This window comes from Flavobacterium tistrianum (assembly GCF_003254545.1).
Taxonomy (GTDB): Bacteria; Bacteroidota; Bacteroidia; order Flavobacteriales; family Flavobacteriaceae; genus Flavobacterium; species Flavobacterium tistrianum.
In genome coordinates, this window is record NZ_QJRH01000061.1 from 1 (window position 1) to 24,887 (window position 24,887).

Annotated in this window: 25 protein-coding genes; 8 read left to right on the forward strand and 17 right to left on the reverse strand. The window is 33.0% G+C overall.

Features of this window, described 5'->3' with window-relative positions; all coding sequences use genetic code 11:
- Positions 1-193 precede the first annotated feature (193 nt).
- Entirely contained in the window at positions 194-1,813 is a 1,620-nt protein-coding gene (gene pafA, locus DMB71_RS03885; protein ID WP_111363869.1) for an alkaline phosphatase PafA, read from the forward strand.
- A gap of 123 nt (positions 1,814-1,936) precedes the next feature.
- Here pafA and ald read toward each other — a convergent pair whose 3' ends face one another.
- Complete coding sequence (gene ald / locus DMB71_RS03890) at positions 1,937-3,055, reverse strand: alanine dehydrogenase (protein WP_111363870.1); 1,119 nt, start codon at positions 3,053-3,055, stop codon at positions 1,937-1,939.
- 201 nt (positions 3,056-3,256) lie between these two features.
- Here ald and DMB71_RS03895 point away from each other — a divergent pair, with 201 nt between their 5' ends.
- Complete coding sequence (locus tag DMB71_RS03895) at positions 3,257-3,715, forward strand: Lrp/AsnC family transcriptional regulator (protein WP_008467950.1); 459 nt, start codon at positions 3,257-3,259, stop codon at positions 3,713-3,715.
- 64 nt (positions 3,716-3,779) lie between these two features.
- Here DMB71_RS03895 and DMB71_RS03900 read toward each other — a convergent pair whose 3' ends face one another.
- Together DMB71_RS03900 and DMB71_RS03905 are read right to left on the reverse strand one after the other, a co-directional pair.
- Positions 3,780-5,228, reverse strand: coding sequence for a glyceraldehyde-3-phosphate dehydrogenase (locus tag DMB71_RS03900; protein WP_111363872.1), 1,449 nt, complete (start codon positions 5,226-5,228; stop codon positions 3,780-3,782).
- A gap of 201 nt (positions 5,229-5,429) precedes the next feature.
- Positions 5,430-6,830 carry a trypsin-like peptidase domain-containing protein gene (locus DMB71_RS03905; RefSeq protein ID WP_111363873.1) on the reverse strand — a complete coding sequence of 467 codons (1,401 nt, stop codon included), beginning with the start codon at positions 6,828-6,830 and terminating at the stop codon, positions 5,430-5,432.
- A 161-nt stretch (positions 6,831-6,991) separates the two neighbouring features.
- Between DMB71_RS03905 and dapF the strand changes: the two genes are divergently transcribed.
- From dapF to DMB71_RS03925, 4 genes are all read left to right on the forward strand, one after another.
- Positions 6,992-7,774, forward strand: coding sequence for a diaminopimelate epimerase (gene dapF / locus DMB71_RS03910; RefSeq protein WP_111363875.1), 783 nt, complete (start codon positions 6,992-6,994; stop codon positions 7,772-7,774).
- A gap of 36 nt (positions 7,775-7,810) precedes the next feature.
- Positions 7,811-8,344 (forward strand): GNAT family N-acetyltransferase, encoded by a 534-nt coding sequence (locus DMB71_RS03915; protein WP_111363876.1) that lies wholly within the window; start codon positions 7,811-7,813, stop codon positions 8,342-8,344.
- 10 nt (positions 8,345-8,354) lie between these two features.
- Complete coding sequence (gene mltG, locus DMB71_RS03920) at positions 8,355-9,395, forward strand: endolytic transglycosylase MltG (protein WP_111363878.1); 1,041 nt, start codon at positions 8,355-8,357, stop codon at positions 9,393-9,395.
- A 484-nt stretch (positions 9,396-9,879) separates the two neighbouring features.
- Complete coding sequence (locus DMB71_RS03925) at positions 9,880-10,518, forward strand: peptidoglycan-binding protein LysM (protein ID WP_111363880.1); 639 nt, start codon at positions 9,880-9,882, stop codon at positions 10,516-10,518.
- Positions 10,519-10,614: 96 nt separating this feature from the next.
- Here DMB71_RS03925 and scpA read toward each other — a convergent pair whose 3' ends face one another.
- From scpA to dnaA, 11 genes are all read right to left on the reverse strand, one after another.
- Positions 10,615-12,741: a methylmalonyl-CoA mutase gene (scpA, locus tag DMB71_RS03930; protein WP_111363882.1), complete on the reverse strand. Its 2,127-nt coding sequence runs from the start codon at positions 12,739-12,741 to the stop codon at positions 10,615-10,617.
- Between the two features lie 32 nt (positions 12,742-12,773).
- Entirely contained in the window at positions 12,774-12,926 is a 153-nt protein-coding gene (locus DMB71_RS21940) for a hypothetical protein (protein WP_162614776.1), read from the reverse strand.
- Between the two features lie 23 nt (positions 12,927-12,949).
- Positions 12,950-14,314 carry a methylmalonyl-CoA mutase subunit beta gene (locus tag DMB71_RS03935; protein WP_111363883.1) on the reverse strand — a complete coding sequence of 455 codons (1,365 nt, stop codon included), beginning with the start codon at positions 14,312-14,314 and terminating at the stop codon, positions 12,950-12,952.
- Positions 14,315-14,328: 14 nt separating this feature from the next.
- Positions 14,329-14,661: an FtsB family cell division protein gene (locus tag DMB71_RS03940; protein ID WP_111363885.1), complete on the reverse strand. Its 333-nt coding sequence runs from the start codon at positions 14,659-14,661 to the stop codon at positions 14,329-14,331.
- Between the two features lie 165 nt (positions 14,662-14,826).
- A complete protein-coding gene (udk, locus tag DMB71_RS03945) occupies positions 14,827-15,435 on the reverse strand; it encodes a uridine kinase (protein ID WP_111363887.1) in 609 nt (202 codons plus the stop codon).
- A 388-nt stretch (positions 15,436-15,823) separates the two neighbouring features.
- Positions 15,824-16,705: an SDR family oxidoreductase gene (locus DMB71_RS03950; protein ID WP_162614777.1), complete on the reverse strand. Its 882-nt coding sequence runs from the start codon at positions 16,703-16,705 to the stop codon at positions 15,824-15,826.
- 77 nt (positions 16,706-16,782) lie between these two features.
- Entirely contained in the window at positions 16,783-17,910 is a 1,128-nt protein-coding gene (locus tag DMB71_RS03955) for a methionine aminotransferase (protein WP_111363888.1), read from the reverse strand.
- Positions 17,911-17,952: 42 nt separating this feature from the next.
- Positions 17,953-18,474, reverse strand: coding sequence for an energy transducer TonB (locus tag DMB71_RS03960; RefSeq protein ID WP_111363890.1), 522 nt, complete (start codon positions 18,472-18,474; stop codon positions 17,953-17,955).
- A 21-nt stretch (positions 18,475-18,495) separates the two neighbouring features.
- On the reverse strand, positions 18,496-19,209 hold the full coding sequence (locus DMB71_RS03965; RefSeq protein ID WP_111363892.1) for an SAM-dependent methyltransferase: 714 nt from the start codon (positions 19,207-19,209) through the stop codon (positions 18,496-18,498).
- 62 nt (positions 19,210-19,271) lie between these two features.
- Positions 19,272-19,739, reverse strand: coding sequence for a low molecular weight protein-tyrosine-phosphatase (locus tag DMB71_RS03970; RefSeq protein WP_111363894.1), 468 nt, complete (start codon positions 19,737-19,739; stop codon positions 19,272-19,274).
- An 8-nt stretch (positions 19,740-19,747) separates the two neighbouring features.
- Positions 19,748-21,175, reverse strand: a complete 1,428-nt coding sequence (dnaA, locus tag DMB71_RS03975) for a chromosomal replication initiator protein DnaA (RefSeq protein ID WP_095931847.1) — start codon at positions 21,173-21,175, stop codon at positions 19,748-19,750.
- Positions 21,176-21,362: 187 nt separating this feature from the next.
- On the opposite strand from dnaA, the gene DMB71_RS03980 reads away from it, so the two are divergent.
- A complete protein-coding gene (locus DMB71_RS03980; RefSeq protein WP_008467980.1) occupies positions 21,363-21,776 on the forward strand; it encodes an acyl-CoA thioesterase in 414 nt (137 codons plus the stop codon).
- Between the two features lie 24 nt (positions 21,777-21,800).
- On the opposite strand, the gene DMB71_RS03985 is transcribed toward DMB71_RS03980, so the two are convergent.
- The 3 genes from DMB71_RS03985 to ribD all read right to left on the reverse strand — a co-directional run bounded on the left by DMB71_RS03985 (position 21,801) and on the right by ribD (position 24,207).
- Positions 21,801-22,433, reverse strand: a complete 633-nt coding sequence (locus DMB71_RS03985) for an IMPACT family protein (RefSeq protein WP_111363896.1) — start codon at positions 22,431-22,433, stop codon at positions 21,801-21,803.
- 129 nt (positions 22,434-22,562) lie between these two features.
- Entirely contained in the window at positions 22,563-23,165 is a 603-nt protein-coding gene (locus DMB71_RS03990) for an HAD family hydrolase (RefSeq protein ID WP_111363898.1), read from the reverse strand.
- Positions 23,158-24,207: a bifunctional diaminohydroxyphosphoribosylaminopyrimidine deaminase/5-amino-6-(5-phosphoribosylamino)uracil reductase RibD gene (gene ribD, locus DMB71_RS03995; protein WP_111363899.1), complete on the reverse strand. Its 1,050-nt coding sequence runs from the start codon at positions 24,205-24,207 to the stop codon at positions 23,158-23,160. The genes DMB71_RS03990 and ribD overlap by 8 nt, the downstream gene beginning before the upstream one ends.
- A gap of 130 nt (positions 24,208-24,337) precedes the next feature.
- On the opposite strand from ribD, the gene DMB71_RS04000 reads away from it, so the two are divergent.
- The gene (locus DMB71_RS04000; protein WP_111363901.1) at positions 24,338-24,823 is read left to right on the forward strand and encodes a GNAT family N-acetyltransferase; all 486 of its coding nucleotides are present in this window, start codon (positions 24,338-24,340) and stop codon (positions 24,821-24,823) included.
- The last annotated feature ends 64 nt before the right edge of the window (positions 24,824-24,887 follow it).

Below are 24,887 nucleotides of genomic sequence, written 5' to 3' on the forward strand. Positions count from 1 at the left end.
ATTCTTTTTTCCCTATCCTTTCTCCCGCAAAAGATACAGCGGACAGCACGGCCCGTAGGGAAACGCCATAAGGATCTGCAGTCTTGAGCCTATAAGTGTTAAATTATAGTCAATTGTATAAGGTTAAATATTGATACCTTAGAGTTTTTGGATTTGAATGAGTATTTTTGTGTTTCAATTATTTTATTTAAACATGAAGAAAAATATTTTATTGTTAGCGCTTCTTGCTGTTACAGGTTTAAGTGCACAACAACGTCCAAAGTTAGTGGTGGGTATAGTTGTCGATCAAATGAAAATGGAGTATTTATATCGTTTTTCAGATGATTTTTCTCCAAACGGCTTTAAAAGATTAATGAATGATGGGTTTACTTTCCAGAATATGCATTACAATTATATGCCAACTTATACCGCTCCGGGACATGCTTCAATCTACACAGGTACAACTCCAGCTACTCACGGAATTGTAGGTAACGAATGGTTTAGTAGAACGCTTGGTAAAGAAACGTACTGTACTGATGATGCTGGTGTTAAAACAGTAGGAGACGGTACAGTAGAAGAAGGCGCTATGTCTCCAAAAAATCTTCAAAGTACTACCATTACTGACGAAGTAAGAATGGCTACCAATTTTACTGGAAAAGTTATTGGGATGAGTTTAAAGGATAGAGGCGCTATATTGCCAGCTGGTCATTTTGCTAACTGGGCATTTTGGTATAGTAAAACAGGTTCTTTTATTTCTAGTACTTTTTACGGTGAAAAATTACCTGAATGGGTTACAGAATTCAATAATGAAAAAAACTATTTAAAATATATTAATAAAGGTTGGGATTTGTATAAGCCTGCTTCAGTTTACAATGAAAGTCTTCCTGATAATAATCCTTATGAAGGGAAATTATACGGAAGTGCAGCTCCTGTTTTTCCATACGATTTGAAATCAATGTATGAGAAAAATGATGCTGGAGTTATAAGAGCTACTCCTTTTGGGAATGATCTTTTAGCTGAGTTTGCAAAAAGAGCTATTGAGAAAGAAGAATTGGGCAAAGATAATGTTACAGATTTCTTAACGGTTAGTTTTTCTTCTACAGACTATGTAGGTCATTTATTAGGGCCTAGATCGATGGAACTTCAAGATACTTATTTAAGATTGGATCAAACAATTGCTGATTTCTTGGCTTATTTGGATAAAACTGTTGGAAAAGGAAATTATTTACTTTTCTTAACTGCTGACCATGCTGGAGCTGAGAATGTAATTTATTTGAAAGATCGTAAGTATAATGTAGATAATTATCCTTCAAAAGAGGTTAAGAAAAGTCTACAAGATTTTTCATTTAAAACCTTTGGTGTAGATTTAGTTCAAAATTACTCTAACTTTAATGTTTTCTTCAATAAACAAATTATTAAAGACAAGAAATTAGACCTTGATAAAATTAAAGATGCTTTTAAAAAGTTTTTAATTACTCAACCGCAAGTTAAGAAGGTTTACACAGAAGAAGAAATTTTAGCTAATGCTGGAAATGATTATGCTCTTAATTTTGTAGCGAAAGGATATGATGTTACACAAAATGGTGATTTAGTTATTGTAGATAAGCCTGGAATGATAGAATATACACCTACAGGAACATCGCATGGTACAATTTATAGTTATGATACGCATGTTCCAGCTATTTTCTATGGTTGGCACATCAAAAAAGGGGAATCTTATGATAAAAAAGCGATTACAGAAATTGCTCCAACAATAGCTCAAAAAATTAAAGTTACTTTTCCAAATGGAACCGAAGCTAAAGTTATGACTGAAGTTCTAGACAATAAAAAATAAGAAAATATAATATTTAAAACCTGTCTTCATGACAGGTTTTTTTATGCCATAAAAAAAAGGCTTTTCAATTAAGAAAAGCCTTCTTGTAATAGTGACTTAGTAAGCACTTAATAAGTATTAGCACTATGCGTTTGCTAATACTATTTCTTCGTTAAAAGGTAAATTCCAAGCTTCTGCAACTCCTTTGTAAAGGATTTTTCCATTCGCTACGTTTAATCCTTTTTTCAATTCTTCATTTTCTGCACAAGCTTTTTCCCATCCTTTGTTTGCTAATTGTACAGCATATGGTAAAGTTGCATTTGTTAAAGCTAAAGTAGAAGTGTAAGGAACAGCCCCTGGCATATTAGCTACACAGTAATGAACGATATCGTCAATAATGAAAGTTGGATTTTCGTGAGTTGTTGGAGTACAAGTTTCAATACATCCTCCTTGGTCTACCGCTACGTCAACAACAACAGTTCCCGGACGCATTAATTTAAGCATATCGCGAGTGATTAAGTGAGGTGCTTTTGCTCCTGGAATTAAAACTGCTCCAACAATTAAGTCAGCATCTTTAATCGCTCTTGTGATATTGTAGTGGTTAGACATTTCTGTATTTACGTTTGCTGGCATAATATCATCCAATTGACGTAAACGTGGTAAGCTTAAGTCCATGATAGTAACTTGAGCACCTAAACCAGCAGCCATTTTAGCAGCTTGAGTTCCTACGATTCCTCCACCTAAAACCAATACTTTTGCAGGCGGAACACCTGGAACACCTCCTAAAAGAATTCCTCTTCCTTTTAATGGTTTTTCAAGGTATTTTGCCCCTTGTTGAATTGCCATACGACCTGCAACTTCAGACATTGGAACTAATAATGGTAAGCTTCTGTCAGTTTTCTCAACAGTTTCATAAGCTAAACATACAGCTCCTTTTTCTAACATTGCATGCGTTAATTCTTCAGAAGAAGCAAAGTGGAAGTATGTGAATAATAATTGATCTTTTTTGATCAATGGGTATTCAGAAGCAATTGGCTCTTTTACTTTGATAATCATTTCTGCAATAGCATAAACTTCTTCAATTGTTGGTAAAACAATTGCACCAGCTTCTGCATATTCTGCGTCAGAGAAACCACTTCCTAAACCAGCAGTAGATTGAACATAAACTGTATGTCCGTGCTTTTTCATTTCAGAAACACCTGCAGGAGTTAAAGCAACTCTGTTCTCGTTATTTTTTATTTCTTTAGGAACACCTATTATCATTTTGTTATATTTTTTTGTTTTTATTGAATTTGTTTTACAAATCTACAGATAGAGAATAAATTATGGTTTAAGGCTTAATAAATAAGAAAATATTATTTTATTTTTTAATTTTACAGAAAAATATTCTGTTTTGGAACAAAATTTATTCTTCAAAAAGAAAAAATGACTAAATCGAACTAATTTTAATAAAACGTTTTCGTTATGGCTTTAGATGAAATTGACAAAAAAATCTTACGTCTTTTGCAAGAAGACGCTCACTATACTTTAAAAGACATTGCAAACAAAATAAATTTGTCTTTGACACCTGTTCATGATCGTGTGAAACGTCTTGAAAAAGATGGGATTATAGAAAAATATGTGACACTTTTAGATAAGAAAAAACTTGGAAATAATTTGACAGTTTATTGCCAAGTTACACTGACAAAACAGACTTATGATACGTCGGAAGGGTTTAATCAATCGATTTTGAATTTGCCAGAAGTAGTAGAGTGTAATTACGTTTCAGGAAACTTCGATTATATGCTGAAAATCATAATTCCAGATATGGAAAGCTATCATCACTTTCATCAGAAAAAATTATCGGTTCTGCCTGAAGTTTCTTTAATAAATACCGTTTTTGTAATTTCAGAAGTAAAGAGTACTACTGTTCTTCCTATTTAAACTAAAACAAAAAACCATCAAGAAAATCCTGATGGCTTTAAGAAAAAAAGTTAGTTTGGTTGAATTAATAATAGGTATAACGTCTTACTTTGGCAATATATTTTGCTAAACGAATAACTTGATGGCTATATCCATATTCATTGTCATACCAAATATATAGCACTATATTTTTTCCATCCTTTGAAACAATGGTAGCATTGCTGTCATAAATAGATGGAGCAGAAGTTCCAACTATATCAGACGAAACCAATTCGTTGTTTAAAGAATATTTGATTTGCTCTACAAGTTCTCCTTCAAGAGCATATTTCTTCATAATTTTATTGATTGCAGTAATCGATGTCGCTTTCTTAACTTCTAAATTTAAAACAACAAGAGAGCCATTAGGAACAGGAACTCGAATAGCATTTGAAGTTAATTTTCCTTCCAATGATGGTAAAGCTTTTGCAACAGCACTTCCTGCGCCAGTTTCAGTAATTACCATATTTAAAGCAGCAGCTCTTCCGCGACGGTATTTTTTATGCATATTATCAACCAAATTTTGGTCGTTGGTATAGGCATGAATTGTTTCTAAATGACCTTTTACAACTCCAAGAGTTTCTTCAACAACCTTTAAAATTGGAGTAATGGCATTTGTTGTACAAGATGCGGCAGAGAAAATATTTACTTCATCAGGATTAAATTCATTGTGATTTACACCATGAACAATGTTTGGAACACCTTTTCCGGGAGCAGTCAGCAAAACTTTACTAGCTCCGTTTGAGGTTAAATGTCTTTTTAATGCTTCTTCGGTTGTAAAGGCTCCAGTGTTATCAATTACTAAGGCATCATTAATTCCGTATGCCGTATAATCAATTTCTTCAGGAGAATTTGCTGTAATGATATGAACAGTTGTTCCGTTAATAATTAAGGCATTATTTTTAGCATCGGCTATTACAGATCCTTGAAAATCTCCGTGAATGGAGTCATATCGCAATAGAGAAGCTCGTTTCTCTAAGATTGTTGCATCATTTTTATCACGAGTTACAATCGCTCTTAGACGCAATTGATCTCCTTTCCCAGTTTTAGACATTAGCTCTCTCGCCAATAAACGTCCAATTCTTCCAAAGCCATATAAAACGATATCCTTTGGTTTGATTTCTTTTGAAGATTTTGCTTTTTTCAATTTTTCAATAACAAAATATCTTGCATCAGGATATTTCTCATCTTCTAAACGGTATTCGTAAGTTAGTTTTCCTAAATCTATTTTTGCTGGCGGAAGATCTAAGGATAAAACTACTTTTGCAATTTCAACCGAATCAAAAATACTGATTGGTTTGCCTACGAATTCACCAGCATATTGATGAAGATTTATAATATCGCTAACGTTTTTATCCAATAATTGATTCTTGAATAAAACCATCTCGATAGACTTGTCATACCATAAATCGCTTATGACTTTAATTAATTCGACACCTGCTTTTCTTCGGTCGACTTGTAAGGATACCTCTTTTTGGTACAATGATTTGTTACTCATAATTGAAAAAATAAAATGCTCACTATTTTAAAATTTGGCGCAAAAGTATCTATTTCAATCGATTTCGTAAACTATTTTAGCATTTATTTTTGAAAATAAAAAAGCCACCTTAATTTTCTTAAGATGGCATTTTTTGAAGTTTTCAGTCACAGTCACAGTTTTCAGTTTTAGTAACTGAAAACTGTGACCGAAAACTGCGACTTAAATTATAATTCTGAAAATTTCTCCATTTCTGTTGATCATTTCAATTCGTACGCTTTGGCCTTCGTCTTTTTTACTTAAAAGTTTTGAAACCGTTTCAACATTTGTTGCTTTTATATTATCAATACTAAGGATAATATTTCCTAATAATTCGTTTTGATATTGCATTAAATTCTCGTTGGTGATGTTTTTAATTTTTACACCATAATCAATTCTGAATTTTTTCTTGTCGGCAGCATCGATGTTTTCCAATTCGATTCCTTTAAATTCAGCGCTGTAAAATTCGTTTTTACTTAAAGTTACAGGAACTGTTTTGGTTTTTCCGTCTTTAATGTAAGTTACTTTTACAACATCGTTCGGACGTTTTGTATTGATATAGCCAGATAAATCTGCATAAGTAGCAATGTTCTGATCATCCAATTTTACAATGATGTCTCCTTTAGTTAAACCAGCTTTTTCTGCACCTGAATTTTTAGAAACTCTATTAATATAGAATCCTTGTGTTTCTGTCACTCCCAATTCTTTAGAAGCTGTTGCATTCAATTCGCCTCCTTCAACTCCAAGAATACCTCTTTGAACATTTCCATATTCCATAATATCCTCAATAATTTTGCGGGCAATATTAGAAGGGACAGCAAAAGAATATCCAACATAAGAACCAGTCATAGAAGAAATCATGGTATTAATTCCGATTAATTCACCTCTCGCATTTACTAACGCTCCACCGCTATTACCTGGGTTTACTGCAGCATCAGTTTGTATGAAAGATTGGATTCCGCTTTGGTCTAAATTTCTCGCTTTCGCAGAAACAATTCCCGCAGTTACAGTAGAAGTCAAATTATATGGATTTCCAACTGCCAATACCCATTCACCAACTTTTACATTATCAGAATTTGCAAAAGCAGTGTAAGGAAGTTTCTCATCGGCATTAATTTTTAAAAGGGCAATGTCCATTTTAGAATCAGTACCAATTAACTTCGCTTTGTATGATTTTTTATTGTTTAAAGTAATTTCAATTTCTGTAGCGTCTTTAATTACGTGATTATTAGTCACAATGTATCCGTCTTCAGAAATAATTACGCCAGAACCAGTTCCTACTTGTTCTTGCTGCTGCTGTCCGCCATATCCGTAGAAAAACTCAAGCATCGGATTGCTTACAGTTCTTCTCGAAACATTTTTTACGTGAACAACAGTATGCACAGTTTTGTCTGCGGCTTCGGTAAAATCTAATGTTTCAGCACCTAATCCAACATTTTTTCCATAAGAATTAGGGGCAAGAGTTACAACAGAATTTCCTTTTCCAAAAAAAGAATTGTTGCTTTCAAATAATAACTTGTAAGCACCAAGAGTAATAGCACCACTTAATAATGACACTAAAAATAAGGCTGAAAATCTTTTCATATTAGAATTTGTAATTAAGTTATTAGAATTTAAGTTTCATGTTTTATTTAACGTAAAATTACTTCAAAAAATTATTTGTAAAAACGGTTTAACGCTCTTTAACAATGATTAACATTTCATTAATTAATAGTTCGTACTTTTGTATTTCTAACAACTAAAAAATGCAAATAGAATTTTATAAATATCAAGGTACCGGAAACGATTTTGTAATGATTGATAACCGTTCAAATTTTTTTCCGAAAGAGGATGTAAAACTTATTGAACGTCTGTGCGACAGACGTTTCGGAATTGGAGCAGACGGATTAATTTTACTTGAAAATGATTCTGAAACTGACTTCAGAATGGTTTATTACAACTCTGACGGAAACCAAAGTTCGATGTGCGGAAATGGTGGACGTTGTCTTGTCGCTTTCGCCAATCAATTGGGAGTTATCGATGATAAAACGACTTTTATCGCAACTGACGGATTGCATCATGCTTCTGTAAATGCCGATTCAATTGTTTCTTTGCAAATGATTGATGTAAACGAAATTCAGAAAAAAGATTCTTATACTTTCCTAAATACAGGTTCTCCGCATCATGTTCAGATTGTAGATGATTTGGAACATTATAATGTAAAAGAAAATGGAGCCGCAATTCGTTACGGTGAATTGTATGGAGAAAAAGGAAGCAATGTCAATTTTGTTAAAAAAGTAGACAACGACACTTTTTCTTTAAGAACATACGAAAGAGGTGTTGAAGATGAAACTTTGGCATGTGGAACTGGAGCGACAGCAGTTGCGATTGCGATGAATGCGATTGGAGAAACAGATAAAACTTCGATAAACTTAAATGTTGAAGGAGGAAAACTGGTAGTTTCTTTTGATAAAGATAATGATGGTTATACAAATGTTTTTTTGACAGGTCCTGCGAAATTTGTTTTTAAAGGAACAATCGAGATTTAAATCTAAAATCTGCAATCAAAAATCTAAAATATCCAGATGATTACATTAAAAGGCGATTCGATTTATTTGCGTGCACTTGAACCTCAAGATCTAGAGTTCATTTATTCTATAGAAAATGACGAAAATATTTGGGAAGTTAGTAATACGCAAACTCCTTATAGCCGTTTTTTGATTAAACAATATTTAGAAAATGCCCATCAAGATATTTATGAAGCAAAACAGCTTCGTTTGGCAATCTGTCAAGACGAAGATTTCCCTGCTATTGGATTAATTGATTTATTTGAATTTGATCCTAGAAATAATAGGGCAGGAATTGGCATTGTCATTCAGAAAGAAGAAAATCAAAGGAAAAACATTGGTTCTGAGGCTTTAGAACTTTTAATAAATTATTCTTTTACTAATTTAAATCTGCATCAATTATATGCAAATATTGGAGTGCAAAATGTAGCGAGTATTGCACTTTTTACTAAATTTGGTTTCAAGAAAATCGGAATAAAAAAAGACTGGATTTTGTATCACAACCGCTATCATGATGAAGCAATTTTTCAGCTAATTAATAAACAAATTTAAATTTTAAGCTTTGAGTCTAAAAAAAATAATCACAATAAGTGCCGTAGCCATAATTTCAGTTTTATTGATTTATGGTTTTATATTAATCAGTAAAATTTTTAGTTCTAATACTAAATTTGAGGAAAAAGAAGTGTACGTCTATGTGCCGACGGATGCAAATTATGCCGATGTAAAGAAGATTTTAGCGCCTTACATAAAGAATTTTGACAACTTTGAAATGGTTGCCGAAAAGAGAGATTATCCGCAAAATGTAAAATCGGGTCGTTTTCTTTTAAAGAAAGACATGAACAATATTGACTTAGTACGTGCAATGAGATCTAATATTCCGGTTAAATTGGTTTTTAATAATCAGGAAAGATTAGAAAATTTTGCTGGACGAATTGGAAAAGAAATTGAGGCTGACAGTTTATCATTATTGAAAGCTATAAAAGATTCTACTTTCTTAGCAGCAAATGGGTTTAATGAAGAAAACGTTTTTGCAATGTTTATTCCAAATACTTATGAAATTTATTGGAACACTTCGGCTGAGAAGTTCCGTGATAAAATGATTAAAGAATACCACAATTTCTGGACAGCTGACAGAATCGCTAAAGCAAAAGCGCAGGGTTTAACTCCAGTTCAAGCTACAATTTTAGCTTCGATTGTGCATAAAGAATCAGTTAAAAAAGATGAAAGACCTCGTATTGCGGGAGTTTATTTAAACCGTTTGCGTTTAGAAATGCCTTTGCAAGCAGATCCGACTGTTATTTATGCTTTAAAATTGAGAGACAACGATTTTGATCAAGTTATAAAAAGAGTTTTTTATAATGATTTGGTAATGAGATCTCCATACAATACTTATGTAAACAAAGGACTTCCTCCAGGACCAATTGCAATGCCTGATATTACAGCTTTAGAAGCAGTTTTAAACCCAGAGAAGAATGATTATATTTATTTCTGTGCAAGTGTAGATCGTTTCGGATACCATGAATTTGCTGCGACATTGGCAGAACACAACGTAAATGCAAAAAAATATTCAGACTGGATCGCAAGTCAAGGTGTGACAAGATAATCTGATTTGTCTAAATAATATTTTAAAACCGAAGTTAATTCTACTTCGGTTTTTTTATTTCTTTTTAATGCAAAATTGTTTTTGAAATCGAATAATTACGAATTTACTATTTGGGATATTTTTTAGATTGAAGTAATAAAAAAATAAACATTTTTTAATGTTGATTTTTATAAAATTAAAAAACTAGTTTTCAAGATTTGCATTAAAAAACAAGATTTTATTATAAGAAAATTCTTTCTTTTTGATGAAATTTGCTTAAAATTTATATAAAATACGATTTTTTTTGACTCTAATTTTCAATTTTTGGGAGTAAAAAGATAGAGCAAAAATCTCTCGGAATCCATTACTATACCTGGGATGAAAGCAGTTTACGTTTTTACGTAAAAAATGCTAAAGTGTTGGTTTTTAGTATATTTTGGAAATGACTTATCTTTGCACCGTAGAAATTTCAAGAGAGTGACAGTGTCTTGAAGAAAAACAATTTATGATAAAGAAATGGTATTTTTATGCGAGTTTAGTCGTTATTATTACATTTTTAAGTTTGGGATTTATTCCCTCAAATCACGAAACCAAACCTTGGTTTTTAATTGAAAAAACAGATGGATCAGAATACATTTTTCCATCAAAAGAAAAGGATGATTATCCAAACACCAACGTCCCATACACAGGAAATCATCTAATAGGATTTAAAGAAGCAGTCGCTTTTAAAGAATCGCAAGGGCAATACAGATTAGTAAATTCTCTTGGTTATATGGGTAAATATCAATTTGGTTCTAAAGCTTTAAGAGCAATCGGAATTAATGATAATAAAGCCTTTTTAAAAGATCCTGCTCTACAAGAAAAAGCTTTCATGGCTTTATTAGCCAAAAACAAATGGATTTTACGTAACGAAATCGAAAAGTACGAAGGCAAAATCATCAGTGGTATTGAAATTACCGAATCTGGAATTTTAGCTGCAGCGCATTTAGGTGGTGCAGGTTCTGTAAAGAATTTTTTCAAAAACAAAGGAAGCAGGCATTTTAGAGATGCTTTCGGAACTTCTTTGAAAAGCTACATGAGAGATTTTGCAGGTTATGATCTTTCTTTTATCGAAGCAGATAGTAACGCAACAGTAAACGACTAAATTAAAAGAGGTTGTTTCACATTTGTGAAACAACCTCTTTTTCTATTGATTTTCCCATATCGGTAATACTGAAAACCGAGACCGAGACTGTAAACTCTAATCTATTAAAGCTTCTAAGATTTTTATAGCCGCTTCACTTATTTTAGTTCCAGGTCCAAAAACGGCTGATGCACCCGCATCAAATAGGAATTGATAGTCCTGAGACGGAATAACACCGCCCACAATTACCATAATATCTTCTCGTCCGTGTTTTTTTAATTCTTCTATAACTTGCGGAACCAAAGTTTTGTGACCAGCAGCTAGAGATGAAACACCTAAAATATGAACATCATTTTCCACAGCTTGTTTTGCTGCTTCTGCTGGAGTTTGAAATAACGGACCTATATCAACATCAAAGCCTACATCTGCATAACCTGTAGCAACTACTTTTGCGCCTCGATCATGACCGTCTTGTCCCATTTTGGCAATCATAATTCTAGGACGTCTTCCTTCTTGTTTGGCAAAAACATCTGCTAGTTGTTTTGCCTTCTCAAAATTCTCGTCATTTTTTATTGCTGCACTATACACTCCGCTAAAAGATTTAATTTGTGCTTTAAAACGGCCAAAAACAGTTTCCAATGCATTACTGATTTCGCCTAATGTTGCTCTGTTTCTAGCGGCTTCAACTGCATTTTCTAACAAGTTTCCTTGTCCTGTCTGAGCACAATGGATTAATTTTTCTAGTGACTTATTTACTTTTTCAGAATCTCTGGTTCGTTTTATTTCTTCAAGACGCTCGACTTGCTGTTTACGTACCAATTGATTGTCGACATCCAAAATATCCAACGGATCTTCTTTTTCTAAACGATATTTGTTTACGCCGACAATAATATCTTGTCCGCTGTCAATTCTTGCTTGTTTTCTAGCCGCAGCTTCTTCGATTCGAAGTTTCGGAATTCCAGCTTCAATTGCTTTTGTCATTCCGCCCAATTCTTCCACTTCTTCAATTAGTTTCCAAGTTTTTTCAACAATTTCGTTAGTCAAACTTTCAACATAATAACTTCCTGCCCAAGGATCTACCGTTTTAGTGATTTTGGTCTCTTCTTGAAGAAAGATCTGAGTATTTCTAGCAATTCTTGCAGAGAAATCTGTTGGAAGCGCGATTGCCTCGTCTAAAGCATTGGTATGAAGCGATTGTGTTCCGCCAAAAGCGGCCGCTGCTGCTTCAATGCAAGTTCTTGCCACATTGTTAAACGGATCTTGTTCTGTTAAACTCCAACCGCTGGTTTGGCAGTGTGTTCTCAATGCCAAAGATTTATCGCTTTTAGGATTAAACTGCTGTAATAATTTCGCCCAAATCATTCGCCCAGCTCTCATTTTGGCAATTTCCATAAAATGATTCATGCCGATTGCCCAAAAGAAAGATAATCTTGGAGCAAAATCGTCAATGGTCATTCCTGTAGATAATCCAGTTCTGATGTATTCTAAACCATCTGCTAAAGTGTAAGCTAATTCAATATCGGCCGTCGCTCCAGCTTCTTGCATGTGATAACCGGAAATAGATATCGAATTAAATTTTGGCATTTTTTTGCTCGTAAATTCAAAAATATCAGCGATTATTTTCATTGAAGGAGTAGGCGGATAGATATAAGTATTTCTAACCATAAACTCCTTTAAAATATCATTTTGGATTGTTCCTGCTAATTTTTCTGGACTAACGCCTTGTTCTTCAGCTGCAACAATATAAAAAGCCATAATAGGTAAAACGGCTCCATTCATGGTCATAGAAACCGACATTTCATCTAGCGGAATCTGATCGAAAAGTACTTTCATGTCTTCGACAGAATCAATGGCAACTCCAGCTTTTCCAACATCACCAACCACTCTTTCGTGATCAGAATCGTAACCGCGATGTGTTGGAAGATCAAAAGCGATCGAAAGTCCTTTTTGGCCTGCAGCTAAATTTTTTCTATAAAAAGCATTGCTTTCTTCAGCAGTAGAAAATCCGGCATATTGGCGAATAGTCCACGGACGTCTCACATACATCGTTGCATATGGTCCGCGTAAATTTGGTGCAAAACCAGCTCCGAAATCAAGAAAATCTAATTCTTCGATATCTTTCTCAGAATAGTTTTTTTTAATTTCGATTCCTTCAGCAGTCGTAAAGTTATCTGCCAAGTTTTCTTGACTTTCAGCTTTCGGCTTTTGACTTTGAAGAGTAATATGTTTAAGGTCTTTTCTCAATGTAAATATTGTTGTTTAAAAGAATAACTACTTTATAGTTCATTTTCAATTTCTTTTAAAAAATCCTCTATGTCAGTAACAACGCTAGGATCTTTTAAATAGTTTTCTGTCCTCTTTCTAACTTCATCAATTTGCCATTGTTCAATCTCTGATTTGACATTTTGAAGTGATAAAATAGTTTTCATTATAAATTTAAGATCATTTATTTCTATTCTAATTCCAATCGTTCTTGCTCCATTTTCTCTGCCAATCTCTTTTCGATAATGGGGGTAATTAATGTCTTTCTTGGTTTTATTTTTACAAAAGGAAACAATTCTAAATCATGTTTCATTCTGTCTTCTTTGTTTGGATATTTATTTGTGCCTAATAAGATTTCTTTCTTAGAATCGAATAATTCCTGTTCTTTATTGGCACTTTCCTGAATTTTCTTTTTGATTGTGCCTTCATTTAGAAGTTTTAGAAAACCTCCGTTGGCTTCGATTTCCTTAAATAAATTCAAACTTTTTTCTGCCAATTGCATCGTTAAGCTTTCAATATAATAACTTCCGTCAGCTGGATTATCGACTTTATCAAAATAACTTTCGTGCTTTAAAATCAAAAGTTGGTTTCGAGAAATTCGATCTCCAAATTCATTGTCTTTATGATATAAAGCATCGTAAGACAAATTCGCAATTGCATCTGCGCCACCTAAAATTGCCGACATACATTCAGTCGTGGTACGAAGCATATTGACATTATAATCGTAAATTGTTTTGTTTCGTTTTGTTGGAGTTGCCAATAAATGGCATTTTATTTTAGAATTATATTCTGCAGTAATTAAATCAAAAAGCATTCTTAATGCGCGCAGTTTTGCAATTTCAAAAAAATAATTGGTTCCAACTGAAATTTGAAAAACAATAGATTTTGCAGTATCAGAGAAACGATTTAAATATTCGTTTGCATGCGCTAAACTATAAGCGATTTGCTGAGTGATGTTAGCTCCAGAATTTTGATACAATCCCAAATCTACGCTAAGCAGATTTAAATGGGTTGTATTTTTAAAAAGTAAATCTACGGTTTCAAAATTATTTTTCTCAGAAGTTGTAAACCAATTTCCTTCTCTTGCTAATTGTCCGATTGGATCAAAATTGCAGTAAAAATTAGCTTTTTTCTGAATTGAAATCGTATCTAATTTTTTAACGAAATCGATTGAAATGAAATTGAAATTAAAGTAAACAGTTTTGTTTTCTAAAGGAAGATTTTCCAATAGTTTTTGAACGTCAATTTTATCATTTTCGATTGTAAAACGAAGACTTTCTGCACCTCTTTCTAAAGTGTTTAAAGCGCGTTCGATAGATTTTTCTACATCAAAAACAAAGATATTTTGGCAGATTTTAAAATCTGATGCTTGAGTATTTACGGTTGCTGTTTTTGTAAATTCATCGCTATGATAAAAAGGTTTTACCTGAATATCTTCTGGAGAATTCCAAATAACAGTTTGATTGTAATCGGCTCCATCTAATTCAAACTGAATTTTTTGTTTCCATTGTTTGGATGAAATCGGATTAAAATCGTCGAATAGGTTAGTGGCCATTGTAGTTTTTTTGATTATTCTTTTTCTTGAATTGTGTCTCCTTCAAATTGAATGATATAAATATCTTCGCTGTCTTTCTTCATAAAATACTTTTCGCGAGCGTATTTTTCAATTTGTTCTGGATTTTTGAGCAACTTAATCTGCTCTTGGTCTTTTTTGATCTCGTCCTGATAATACTTTTTATTATCCTCAAGTTCATGTATCTGCTGATCTAGAAAGCGATGATCAAAATAGGAGTAATTGTCTAAAAATAACATCCAAACTATGAAAAATAGCAAAACCCAAACGTATTTGTTTCCAAGGTATTTAAACCATTTTTTGTCTTTGTATGGATTTTTAAATTTCATTTTAAACGAATATTTCTTTTGAATTTGTTATCTCTAGCCCCGATAGAGCCGGTATCTCCTGATTTAGAAAAACAAGGCCCTTTTGCCGTAGTTTTTCTTTATCGGGAATAAAGGCGAAAGCGGGAAATAGCTCCTAATTATTATGGTTTAAATTTACGATAAAAATTATGAAATACGCTGATTAATTACAGCCCGAACTACATCAATTGCTACCGTATTGTATTTGTCATTCGGAATAATAATATCGGCAAATGCTTTAGTTGGCTCTATAAATTGCTCATGCATAGGTTTTAAGGTAGTTTGATAACGGTTTAAAACCTCGTCAATATCACGTCCGCGTTCAGAAATATCTCTTTTTAAACGACGGATTAATCTTTCGTCAGAATCGGCATGAACATAGATTTTTATATCGAAAAGCTCTCTTAATTCTGGGTTTGTCAAAATTAAAATTCCTTCAACAATCATTACTTTTCTAGGATGAGTAGTAATTGTATCATCTGTTCTGTTATGCTGAATAAATGAATATACTGGCTGATCGATGGTTTCTCCAGCTTTTAAAGCTTTAAGGTGTTTTACCAATAATTCGAAATCGATGGCACGAGGGTGATCAAAATTGATTAATGCTCTCTCGTCAAAAGACAAGTTATGGTTTTCTTTATAATACGAATCTTGAGAAATTACGCCAACTTCAGTGTCTGGTAATTCGTTCATGATTTGGTGTACAACTGTTGTTTTTCCGCTTCCAGTTCCTCCTGCAATTCCAATAATGAGCATAAATTTGATGTTATAATTTGTTTCGCAAAAATAATAATTTAACTGAATCGCTAAACATTTAATATAATTTAACCATATAAGTAATGTAAGTAAATTTAAGCTAGAAAATATTTAAACAAAATGTTACTTAACTGAAATTATTGCTGTTATATTGATAAAAGACCGAATTATTTATTTTGAACCATATAAGTAAATATAAATAGTTCGATTTTTGTGCTTAAATGAACTAGTATTTACAAGAAAAGAAAAAATACCCAATCAGCTTATAATCTCTTACATGAGCTTATATGGTGAAAAAAATAAAAAAAATCCCGAAAGTAAACCTTCGGGATTTCGTGCAATCAGTATAGATTTAATAAAATATTCTGAATTTAGTAAGCACTTGTAATTATTTATTCTTTTTTGCTTTAATCATCATTTCAAGCTGATCCCAAAGCTCTTCTGGAATTGCTTCTAATAAATTGAATTGTCCAGCGCCTTTTAACCACTCGCCACCGTCAATTGTGATTACATCTCCATTAATGTATGAAGAGAAATCAGAAACCAGATAAGCAGCTAAATTGGCTAATTCTTGATGATCTCCAACTCTTTTTAATGGCACTTTTTTAGCCATGTCAAATTTCTCTGAAAGATCTCCAGGCAATAATCTGTCCCAAGCGCCTTTTGTAGGAAATGGACCAGGAGCAATTGCGTTAGAACGAATTCCGTATTTTGCCCATTCTACAGCAAGACTTCTTGTCATTGCCAAAACTCCCGCTTTTGCCGTAGCACTAGGAACAACATAAGCAGATCCTGTCCAAGCGTAAGTTGTTACTATATTTAAAATCGTTGCCGAAGTTTGTTTGGTGTCAATCCAGTGTTTTCCAAAAGCAAGCGTACAGTTTTTAGAACCTTTCAGTACGATATCGATCACAGTATCAAATGCATTGGCTGATAATCTTTCTGTTGGCGAAATGAAATTTCCTGCAGCATTATTTAAAAGAATATCTACTTTTCCGAAAACTTTTAAAGTTTCTTGGAGCATATTTTCTACTTCTTCGTAATGACGAACATCACATTGAAGGGGAAGACATTTGCCTCCAGTCTGACTTTCTAATTCGGTAGCTGTAGTTTTTAACTTTTCTAAATCTCTAGAAGTTATGGCTACTTGAGCTCCTAATTCGAGAAAATATTTGGTCATAGCTTTGCCTAAACCGCTTCCGCCGCCTGTAACGACAATGACTTTGCCTTTTAAAGCATCATCACGTAACATTTTATCTGTGTAGCTCATATTTTTTCTTTTTTTTACAATATTAATTAAATAAAATAGGATGCACGCATAATAATGTTATAAAATTTCAATAAATTTTATATATCACATAATTTTTTCGCTGCAGACTCAAGCGTGAAGTTGTCTTTGGCGAAGCAAAAACGAATTAATTTTTGATCTTTATGGTCTGAATAGAAGGTTGAAATTGGAATTGCAGCAACACCATGATCGATAATTAGATTTTTGCAGAAAGTAACATCGTCATCATTTGAAATATTGGCATAAGAAGCGACTTGAAAATAAGTTCCTTCACAAGGTTTTAGTTCGAAACGGCTATTTTGGAGTAGTTTCTGAAAATAATCTCGTTTTTCCTGATAAAATTTTCCAAGAATATTGACATCGACAACATCAAGATATTCGTTAATTGCAAACTGAGAAATACTGTTTACACTGAAAACCAAAAACTGATGCACTTTTTTGATTTCTTTCATTAAATGTTCTGGAGCACTGGTATAGCCAATTTTCCAGCCCGTTATGTGAAATGATTTTCCAAAAGAAGAAACCATTACACAGCGGTCTAAAAGAAAATCTTTTGTATGTGCCGAAATGTGCTTTTCTTCAAAAGTAATGTATTCGTATACTTCATCAGACAAAACGATAATGTCTGGATATTTTTCAAGAAGATTTTTTAACTGTACAAAATCATTTTCAGTTAAAATTTTTCCTGTCGGATTATGTGGATTATTGATAATCATCATTCTGGTTTTGGCAGAACAAGCTTTTTCAATTCTATCCCAATTTGGAGTATAATCGTCGTTCAGTGCTACTCGAACTGGTTTCGCTTTGCAAAGTAAAACTGGTGACTCATAAGAATCATAACTAGGATCAAGGATAATTACTTCGTCATTTTCTTTTACTAAAGCTAAAATTGTGGTGAAAATTCCTTGTGTCGCTCCAGCTGTAACCAAAAGTTCTGTATCTGGATTTATTGTTCTGTTATAAGAATCCTGAGTTAATTTCGCAATTTTATTCATCAACGGAGGATAACCTGCCATTGGTGTGTATTGATGCACATTTTCTTTAGCTAATCTCGCAACAATATCGGTCAATCTTTCATCTACAGAAAAATTTGGAAATCCTTGCGAAAGATTGATTGCATTATATTCAGCTGCCATTTTTGACATTACCGTAAAAATGCTTGTGATTACGTTTGGGAGTTTGCTCATGATAAAGTTTGGTTAGGGAAAAACTTATGAGTGTTGCACTTGCTAATTTATTGTTAGTGCTATTGAGTATAAAGCTCTAACTTTTTTGCCTTTAAGTTCTCCGGGAATCCATTTTGGACACTTTTTTAAAACTCGAATTGCTTCGGCTCCTGTGTTATAGCCAGCATCTTTAATGATTTTTATATCTGTTAATGCTCCATCTTGTTCAACCACAAACGTTGCGTAAATTTTTTTTCCTTTCAAAGAGGTATATTCTTCATCGGAATAATGAAAATTGTTGTAAAAAAATTTGTTGAATTTCTCTATTCCTCCAGGAAAATCTGGTTTTACATCTAAGCCTACGGTATTATAAATTGTTTTGTCGTCATTTTTTATATCCAATGAAGAGGGATTCGGTTCATCTACTATTAAATCTGCATCAGAGTAATTACTTGTATTAACTTTAACAATTGGTGTTTCTGAGTTTTTTGTTTGTGAAGTTTTTGTTGCAGAATTCTTTTTGGTGCTTTGTGAAAAAGTATTTTGTACAAAGCAAATCAAAACTAGAAGAATGAATTTTTTCATTATGACGGTTTTATGGTTAGCTTACATTTTATGAATAATAAAAATCGCAGGGCGTTTATCAATGTCAATTTTTAATTTTTTCCAATCAGAAACCTTCATCGTTTTTATGAATTCTGTTGGCAAAGTAATATCTGCCGCAATGCAAAGATGAGTTGCAGGACTTAAAATCTGCAAAAGATCTTCAATCAGTTTATTGTTTCTGTATGGCGTCTCAATGAAAAGTTGCGATTGATTTTTATCATAAGATAATTTTTCGAAATGACGAATTGCTGATTTTTTTTCGTCTTTGTCAATTGGCAAATATCCGTTGAAGGTAAAGCTTTGTCCGTTCATTCCAGAAGCCATCATGGCTAGTAGGATAGAAGAAGGACCGACTAAAGGTACAACTTGAATTCCTTTCTCGTGAGCTAACTTTACAATTGCAGCACCTGGATCTGCAACTCCGGGACAGCCCGCTTCGCTCATTAATCCCATATTTTTTCCTTCTAGTAAAGGTTTAATGAAATCATTGTGTTCGCTGGTTTCTGTTCTTTTGTTTAAAGTAAAAAGAACCAGTTCAGATTGTTTCTTTTCAGGATAAACTGCTTTTATAGATTTTCTTGCAGTTTTGTCGTTTTCAACAATATAATGGTCGATAACTTCTATCGTTCTTCTAACGGTTTGAGGTAAAACATCCATCGGATCGCTTTCGCCCATTGTGGTTGGAATTAAATATAATTTTCCGAAAGATTTCATAATGTGTTTTGTTTAAAATTAAAAAATTCAATTATCTCTTTTTTAGAAACAATTGAATCGAATTAGGAGTGTTTTTTAAGAAGCTGATCTGCAATTAGATCAGTTACTTCGTCCAGCATTTGGTAAACGTTGTCAAAACCGTTTGCAGAGCCATAATAAGGGTCAGGAACGTCTACGTTTTCGTCTGGGAATAAATCGTTTAAAATTAAACGGACTTTATTTTTATGTTCAGGAGTTTTAGCTAAATGGACAACATCGCGAAAATTCGAATTATCCATTACATAGATATAATCGAATTCATCAAAATCAGAAACTTGAATTTGTCTACCTTTTTGTGCGCTGATGTTAATTCCGTTTTTTCTAGCAACTTCAATAGAGCGTTTGTCAGGACAATGTCCAATATGCCAAGAACCTGTTCCGGCCGAATCGACCAAAAATTTATCTTCGGGTAGTTTAGAAGCTAAAATCCCTTCTGCTAAAGGAGATCTGCAAATATTTCCTAAACAAACCATTAAGATTTTTATAGGCATGGCACGTCTTAAAGCGTTAGTTTTTTATTGATGTCTTCGACAAATTTTTTAAATTGTTTGTCTGTAGAAACTAAATTATCGACTGTTTTACAAGCGTGAAGAACAGTTGCGTGATCACGATCTCCAATTTGTGAACCAATATTTGCCAAAGAAGCTTTAGTGAATTTTTTAGCAAAGAACATTGCTAGTTGTCTAGCTTGCACAACGTGCCTCTTTCTGGTTTTAGATTGAAGTGTTTCAATATCCAATTGGAAATAGTCTGAAACAATTTTTTGGATATAATCGATTGAGATTTCTCTCTTTACGTTTTTAACAAATTTCTCTACAACACTTTTTGCGAGTTCGATCGTAACTTCTTTTTTATTGAAAGAAGATTGAGCGATTAACGAAATAATAGCGCCTTCAAGTTCTCTTACATTAGATTTAATGTTTCTTGCAACATATTCTAAAATATCTTCTGGCATTTCTACACCATCACGGTATAAAATGTTTTTTAAGATTGAGATGCGAGTTTCGTAATCAGGCTGATGCAATTCTGCAGATAATCCCCATTTAAAACGAGATAATAATCTTTGCTCAATATCCTGCATATCAACAGGAGCTTTATCTGAAGTTAAGATTACTTGTTTTCCGTTTTGGTGCAAATAGTTGAAAATGTGGAAGAATACATCCTGTGTTCCTGATTTTCCAGATAAGAATTGAACATCGTCAATAATCAAAACATCGATTAACTGATAAAAATGAATAAAATCATTACGATTATTCTTTTTAACAGAATCAATGTATTGTTGCGTGAAAATCTCAGCAGAAATATATAAAACGGTCTTTTCTGGATATTTATCTTTTACTTCTACACCTATAGCATGCGCTAAGTGCGTTTTTCCTAAACCAACTCCTCCAAAAATCAATAACGGGTTAAATGAAGTTCCTCCTGGTTTGTTGGCAACTGCCATACCAGCAGAACGAGCTAATCTATTTGAATCTCCTTCTAAGAAATTGTCAAAACTGTAGTTCGGATTTAACTGAGACTCAATTTTTAAATTTCTAATCCCAGGAATTACAAAAGGATTTTTAAGTTCAGGATTTAAGTTTTTAAACGGAGCGTCAACCTCTTGCGGTTTCATTGGCACTCTGTTGGCACTTGGCAGCTGCTCGGTAAACGGCTGTTTATTGCCATAAGTGTTCTCCATTTTAATTTTATAGAGTAACTTTGCGTTTTTTCCCAGTTCTTTGGTAAGCGCAACTTTCAATAATTTTACGTAATGCTCTTCGAGCCATTCGTAGAAAAATTTACTTGGAACCTGAATGTATAATGCGTTATCGGTTAGCTCAACTGATTTGATTGGTTCGAACCAAGTTTTATATGCTTGGTCTTGAATATTATCCTTTATAAAGGACAAACAGTTTTCCCATACCGATTGAGCAGTTTTAGTCATAGATTCAGATAAATTTTTATTATTGTTATAAAGATTCTCCTAATAAAAATGGAGCAATTTTATTCCGTATTTCGGGATAACAAATATGTGAACAAATTTCTGTAAAAAAAAATATTTCGGCATCTAATTTTATAAAAAAAAGTTGTAAAGAGCCTTTTTAAATTCGAATTTTTTTAATATTTTATAAATGAAAAATCACCAGACTCAAGTACGAGTTCGTTACTCAGAAACTGACCAAATGGGAGTTGTTTATCACGGAAATTATGTGCCTTATTTTGAGATCGGACGCGTGGAATGGCTTAGAAATAAAGGGGTTTCGTATAAAAGTATGGAAGAAAGCGGTATTGGTCTTCCAATTGTCAATATGAATATCAACTACAAAAAATCGGCGCGATACGACGAACTTTTGACAATTCATACGACATTCAAAAGTCACTCTTCTGTGAAGATCGAATTTGACTGCGCAATCTATAATGAGGCAAATGAGTTATTAACAACTGCGACGTTTATTTTAGTATTTGTTGCGTTAAAAACGGGTCGTCCAACAGCTCCTCCAGAATACATTTTAGACATATTCAAATCACTTGATGAAAAGTGTTAAAACAACCCTCTTTTTGATGTTAAATTATATAATTTTAATATCAATTTCGAACATTAAATCAAAAATGCTGAACACCGTTTCGGCATTTTTTTTTCTCGTTTTTGTCACAATTTTGCCAATTGGCAGTCCAGAAACTTCATCCATTTCCATTTCCTGAGACACAATTTCTAATTTCTTTTCTTTGATCACTCGCATTACTTTATTCATGTTTTTGTAATCAAACGAAATTAAAAATTCGACATCAATAGTTTTTTCAACAATTTCGCAAATTTCCAAAGTCTGTTGTGCAGTTGTTCGATATGCCGAAATTAAACCGCCAACGCCTAATTTTACTCCGCCAAAAATACGAACGACTACAACTAGAACGTTAGTTAATCCAAAAGATTGTATCTGTCCGTAAATTGGTGCTCCGGCTGTGTTGCTTGGTTCACCATCATCATTAGCACGATACGAAATTTTATTTCCCACACCCAATTGGTACGCATAACAATAATGCACCGCGTGCGGATGCTGTTTTTTGAGGTCTTCAATAATCGGTTTTACTTCGTCTTCATGATCTATCGGAAATGCATAACCAAAGAATTTACTGCCTTTTTCCTTAAACAGTATTTCTTCAGATGCAGTTGCAATAGTTTGATAAGTATCGTTAATTTCCAAAAGTTAAGCTTTAAGTTTTTTAGCCACAGATTAAAAGGATTGAAAGGATTTTTCTTTTGCTTACATAAAAAATCTGTGAAAATCCTTTTAATCTGTGGCAAAATATTTTTTCGACGAGAAATAAATGTTTTATAATAATCCTTTGTTAAATAAATCTACAACATCTTCTTTTCCAACTTGAAGATTCCAGACTCTAATTCCTAAAGTTGCAGCGCTATCGGTATTTTCTGTCTTGTCGTCAATAAATAAGGTGTTTTCGGCAATTAGATTATTTTCTTCAAGAACAAACTGATAAATTTTCGGATCAGGTTTTCTCATTCCGATATCAAAAGAAAAATAAACTTTTTCAAAACAAGCATAAAAATCTTTGTAAAAAGAAACGCCACTTTTTGTTTCAAATGTATTAATGTGAATAGAATCGGTATTGCTTAGAAGAAACAAGCGGTATTTTTTTGATAATTCTTGAAGAAATTCCAAACGATAAAAAGGAAAATCTGCTAAAACGGCATTCCAAGCTTTTAAGATTTCTTCTTTCGAAGCATTGGGCAATTGTTTTTGAAAACCACCAACAAAATCTTCTGGAGAAATAGCACCTACTTCAAAAGAAAGATTTAATTGATCAAATTCGTTATTCCATTCCGTCATTCCTAATTTTTGTAAACCAGAAATCGTGGCAGGTTTGTCTAAATTGATAAAAATGTCTCCGAAGTCAAAAATTATCGCATTAATCATGATTTTTAATCTGTTTTAGTTCGTCGCTTAAAATGTTGGTTTTGATGCTGTTTTTTCTTGAAATCTCTGGAGCTTTCGTTCCTTTTTCAAAACTTGTTTTTCCAATAAAAATTCGTGCTTCGTCCCAAAGATTTTCATCAATAAAAGATTGAAGAGTTTGTCTTCCCCCTTCAATAATTACAGATTGAATTTGATTTTGGTATAAAACATCTAAAATCTGAGGGACAATATTTTTGCTAAAATCAATTGCCTCAAACTGCGTATTTTCTTTTGATGACTTTTCTTTTTCACTAGAAAAAATAATAGTTTTCACAGTATCATCAAAAACAAAACTATTTGGATCAATTCTATTATTTCGATCTATAACAATTCTTGTCGGATTGTTTCCGTCCCAATCTCGGGCATTTAATTTCGGATTATCATCAACTACAGTTTGTGTTCCAACTAAAATTGCCTGTTCTTCTGTTCTCCATTTGTGCACCAATTGTCTCGAATATTGATTTGTAATCCAAATTGGCTTGCGTTCTTGATCGATTTCTTTTTCTGGAGCCAGAAAACCATCCTGACTTTCTGCCCATTTTAAAATTATGTAAGGTCTTTTTTTCTGATGAAAAGTAAAAAAGCGCTTATTCAATTCGTTGCATTCATCTTCTAAAACACCAACCGTAACATTGGCTCCAGCTTCAATTAATTTTAAAATGCCTTTTCCAGCTACTTTTTCGTTAGGGTCAACCGTGCCGACAACCACATTCGGAATTTCATTTGCAATTATTAAATCACAGCAAGGAGGAGTTTTTCCAAAATGACTGCAAGGCTCCAAGCTTACATAAATTGTAGCCTTTTTCAACAGCGTTTTATCTTTTACAGAATTTACGGCATTTACCTCTGCATGAGGCTCACCAGCCTTCTTATGCCAGCCTTCACCGATAATCTGACCTTCATAAACAATAACGCTACCAACCATTGGATTCGGATAGGTTGTTCCAAGTCCATTTTGTGCCAGTTCGATGCAACGTTTTATATATTTTTCATGTATATTCACAGTGCAAAAGTAGTTAATTTTAAGATTATCATTAACTGAAAAGAGTTAAGTTGTGAAACAATCCCGATAGTAATAATAGTATTCAAAACTATCTTTACTTTTGTGTTTATAATGATTTAGAATAGAAAAAATGGTAAATTGGCTTATACGGGCAATTAAAAAAGAAGACAATCAGGCAGTTGCAGGTTTGATACGATCTGTTTTTGATGAAATGGAAATTCCAAAAGTAGGAACCGCATACGAAGATCCTTATCTCGATTTGATGTTTGAAGAATATAATAAGCCTAAATCGATATATTTCGTTGTTGAAAGTGATGGGGAAATTGTGGGTTGTGCTGGAATCGCGCCTTTAGAAAATGGAGACCCTGAAATTTGCGAATTACAGAAAATGTATTTCCTCCCAAAAACAAGAGGTTTAGGGATTGGAACGCAAATGATGGGAAAATGTCTGGAACAAGCTAGAGCTTTTGGTTTTAAAAAATGTTACATAGAAACCATGCCATTTATGCACGCCGCACAAAAGCTTTATAAAAAATCTGGTTTTGAATATTTAGATGCTCCAATGGGTTGCACTGGTCACAATTCTTGTCCTGTATGGATGCTGAAAGTTTTGTAGTTTTAATGTAACAAATTTAAATCGGTAAGACTTATTGAGATTTAAAATGTCAGTTTTTGACTGA